4 protein-coding genes are annotated in these 4,096 nt (G+C 39.0%); 2 read left to right on the top strand and 2 right to left on the bottom strand.

What is annotated here, in order from left to right; all coding sequences use genetic code 11:
• Positions 1-456, bottom strand: a 456-nt coding sequence (locus ABYD77_RS18105) for an HAD hydrolase-like protein (protein ID WP_372771495.1), incomplete at its 3' end; no start/stop codon positions are given.
• 102 nt (positions 457-558) lie between these two features.
• Here ABYD77_RS18105 and ABYD77_RS18110 point away from each other — a divergent pair.
• Complete coding sequence (locus tag ABYD77_RS18110) at positions 559-810, top strand: type B 50S ribosomal protein L31 (protein WP_372771496.1); 252 nt, start codon at positions 559-561, stop codon at positions 808-810.
• Entirely contained in the window at positions 810-953 is a 144-nt protein-coding gene (ykgO, locus tag ABYD77_RS18115) for a type B 50S ribosomal protein L36 (RefSeq protein WP_372771497.1), read from the top strand. Before ABYD77_RS18110 ends, ykgO begins: the two co-directional genes overlap by 1 nt.
• Positions 954-1,036: 83 nt before the next feature.
• On the opposite strand, the gene ppsA is transcribed toward ykgO, so the two are convergent.
• Positions 1,037-3,406 carry a phosphoenolpyruvate synthase gene (gene ppsA, locus ABYD77_RS18120; protein WP_372771498.1) on the bottom strand — a complete coding sequence of 790 codons (2,370 nt, stop codon included), beginning with the start codon at positions 3,404-3,406 and terminating at the stop codon, positions 1,037-1,039.
• Positions 3,407-4,096: the final 690 nt, after the last annotated feature.

The following is a 4,096-nucleotide window of genomic DNA, read 5'->3' on the forward strand; positions in this document are numbered from 1 at the left end:
TTCTCTAGACAGGTTTAAAAGAGCCGTTGGATCTGGTTTAGCTGGAGCGTCATCGCGCGTAATAATGGTTTGGATAGCAATATTATTGTTATTAATTTTGATGTCGCTAGGCTCTTTGCTATTGCGTGTAACAATTGCTAGTGGAAGCTGACTTCTATTTAAATAAGCAACAAATTCTCTTGCCCCTTTAATCCAATTAGCACTGTGTGCATCTTTTAACTCTAAATCACGAATTGTTTGGTTAGCGACTATTTTTTGTTCGTCACATAGTGAGTCTACAAACGCCAGAATATCTTCATCAAGTGGACACCCAATTGCTTCACGCATGGTTTTAAAACACAGATCACAGCTAACTAATGTCCCATCTAAATCAAAAATAATGCCTTTAATATGTTTCATAGAAAAATCGATAGTTTCTTGTTTTATACATACTAACAGTAAATTCGGTTCACTCATTAAGACAATCTCAATTTTGTGAGAATAATTCTCATCAGCAATTGATTGTTACAATATAACAATATATTATTGTTATATTATCACATAACAGTTGGAGTTCTTATGAAACCTGGTATTCACCCCGATTATGAAAAAGTGGTTTTCCAAGATACCGCTGCAGATGCTTACTTTTTAGTTGGGTCAACAATCAAGACTGACCGTACCATTGATTATCAAGGTAAGACCTATCCTTATGTTGCCATTGATGTTTCAAGTGCATCACACCCTTTTTATACTGGTAAGCAACGCGTTGCTCAATCTGATGGTCGCATCGCAAAATTCAATAAACGTTTTGGTAAATTAGGAAGCAAATAATGCAGGTGCTAAGCTCATTAAAAAGCGCTAAAAAGCGTCACCCAGATTGCCAAATTGTGAAGCGCCGGGGTCGCTTATTTGTAATTTGTAAATCAAACCCGCGCTTTAAAGCCGTTCAGGGTAAAGGTAAAAAGAACAAATAAATGAAAAAAAGGCGCATTAAGCGCCTTTTGTTTTGTCAGCTTTATACTGATGACATATCAGTTAAAGGAACTGTTAACAATTGTTATGCGTGTTTTTCGCCAAGGTATAGCCAAGTTTCTAACACGGTATCTGGGTTAAGTGATACCGAATCAATGCCTTGTTCAACCAACCAAGCTGCAAAATCTTCGTGATCTGATGGTCCTTGACCACAAATGCCCACATACTTACCTTTTGCTTTAGCGGTTTGAATCGCCATTTCTAATAATTTCTTGATTGCTGGGTTACGCTCATCAAATAAATGGGCAATCAAACCAGAGTCACGGTCAAGACCAAGGGTTAACTGTGTTAAGTCGTTTGAGCCAATAGAGAAACCGTCGAAATATTCTAAGAATTCATCGGCAAGTAATGCATTAGATGGTAGTTCACACATCATAATTACTTTAAGGCCATTCTCACCACGCTTTAAGCCATGCTCTTCAAGTAATTCAATTACACGTGATGCTTCTTCAAGTGTACGAACAAATGGGATCATAATTTCAACATTGGTTAAGCCCATTTCGTTACGAACGCGCTTAATTGCTTCACACTCTAGGGCGAAACAATCGCGGAAATCTTCAGATATATAACGGGAAGCACCGCGGAAACCAATCATTGGGTTTTCTTCTTCAGGTTCGTACTGCTCACCACCCACTAAGTTCGCGTATTCATTTGATTTAAAATCAGACATACGCACAATTACACGCTCTGGTGCAAATGCAGCACCTAAAGTTGCAATACCTTCGACTAATTTGCTGATGTAGAATTCAACCGGTGTTGCATAACCCGCCATCATAAAGTCGATTTCAGATTTAACATCGTCAGATTGCGCATCATAATTAATTAGTGCTTTCGGGTGCACACCAATCATACGGTTAATAATAAATTCAAGACGTGCTAAACCAATACCTGCATGCGGTAAACGAGCAAAGTCAAATGCTCTGTCTGGGTTACCTACGTTCATCATGATTTTCATCGGTAGTTCAGGCATTTCATCTACACGAGATGTTAATACTTCATAATCAAGAAGACCTTGATAAATGAAACCCGTGTCACCTTCAGCACACGATACCGTAACTTCTGCGTTATTTTCGATTGTGTCAGTAGCATTACCACAGCCAACAACTGCCGGAATACCCAATTCACGGGCGATAATTGCAGCATGACAAGTACGGCCACCACGGTTAGTAACGATTGCCGCTGCACGTTTCATAATTGGTTCCCAATCTGGGTCAGTCATGTCAGTTACAAGCACATCGCCCTGCTGTACTTTGTCCATCTCATCAATCGAGTTAAGAACGCGCACAACCCCTTTACCGATTTTATGACCTATAGCACGGCCTTCACAAAGCACATTTGAAGTGCCATTTAATTGGAAGCGCTCCATTACATTCGCATCTTCATTAGAGCGAACCGTCTCTGGGCGTGCTTGTACTATATATAACTTGCCATCATTGCCGTCTTTAGCCCATTCAATGTCCATTGGACGACCGTAATGTTTTTCAATAATTACAGCTTGTTTTGCAAGTTCCATTACTTCTTCGTCTGTAATTGAAAACTTGTTTGAACGCGCCTCTTCAATATCAACAACTTCAACTTGCTTGCCATGTGATTCATCGCTTGAGTAAATCATCTCAACCGCTTTTGAACCAAGGGTACGACGTACAACCGCCGGACGATTTGCTGCAAGTGTTGGCTTATGAACATAAAATTCATCAGGATTAACCGCGCCTTGCACGACCATTTCGCCAAGACCATAGCTTGAAGTAATGAATACCACATCTTCAAAGCCTGATTCGGTATCAATACTAAACATTACACCTGATGAGGCTTTATCAGAACGTACCATGCGTTGAATACCAGCTGAAAGGGCTACGCCGCGGTGATCATATCCTTGGTGAACACGGTAAGAGATAGCGCGGTCATTAAATAATGATGCAAAAACATGTTTAATCGCTACCATTACCGCATCAATGCCACGTACATTTAAGAATGTTTCTTGTTGACCAGCAAAAGACGCATCTGGCATATCTTCTGCGGTTGCTGAAGAGCGGACAGCAAATGAAACATCTAGATTTGCATCACCATGAAGCTGTGAATACGCTTCACGAATGGCTGTGTCTAGATTACTTTGGAATGGTGTATCAATGATCCACTGACGAATTTCAGCACCTACGCGTGCTAATTCGTTAACATCATCTACATCGAGCTTATCAAGTACATCATGGATTTTGTTGTTTAAACCAGACTGGTCAAGAAATTCATTAAACGCTTCAGACGTCGTTGCAAAGCCACCAGGTACAGTAACACCTGCGTTTGCAAGATTAGAAATCATTTCACCAAGAGATGCGTTTTTACCACCAACTCGTGGTACATCGCTCATACCAAGTTCTTGATACCAAAGTATATATTGCACGGAAATTCTCCATAAGCAAAGGTTGTGAGAGAGTGTTATCTAATCCTCGTTTAGATAACAACAAGTTGCTAAATGTGAACGCCAATTACACCTGCGATAAATTTGAACGGGTAGCAGAAATTAACTGTTCTATTCAACATACGAGCTCAATTTTACATAGATGACTTACTGAGGTAAAGCAGGGAAACCTTACAAAATCAAGGACAAATACCCTAATTTTAAAATGTAATGTGCGTAAATTCGCAATTTATGAATTTTTATGCTGGTGACACCGGTGCCATTTGGGAAATAAGCATAAAGCAATTCATTTTAACTTTTTTGTATAAGATAGAAGTTTTTTAATATGGCTTATCAATCAAATTAGTCGTTTCTAAATTCGAAACTTGTAACAAAATATGTAATAAATTATGATTTATATGAAATGGATTTTAAGGCTAAGAAATAGCCTTGTGGTTTACCTCCCCTGTAGTTTAAATCTCATTCGCAAAAAGTTAACTAAAACAAGGAATGCAAATGAAACGCTCCCCTGGTCAAAAGCGCAAATTTGTTGTGCAAGGCATCAACTTATTCATATTTTTAATCATCACATATTTTGCTAGTCAATATTATGGCAAAACTCACAATGGCTTATTAGCTTGGACAAATAACAGTTACCCTGTTCAAGGCTCTGTAGTGAGTTTAAACAGCCAA

The organism is Pseudoalteromonas sp., from assembly GCF_041629635.1.
GTDB lineage: Bacteria > Pseudomonadota > Gammaproteobacteria > Enterobacterales > Alteromonadaceae > Pseudoalteromonas.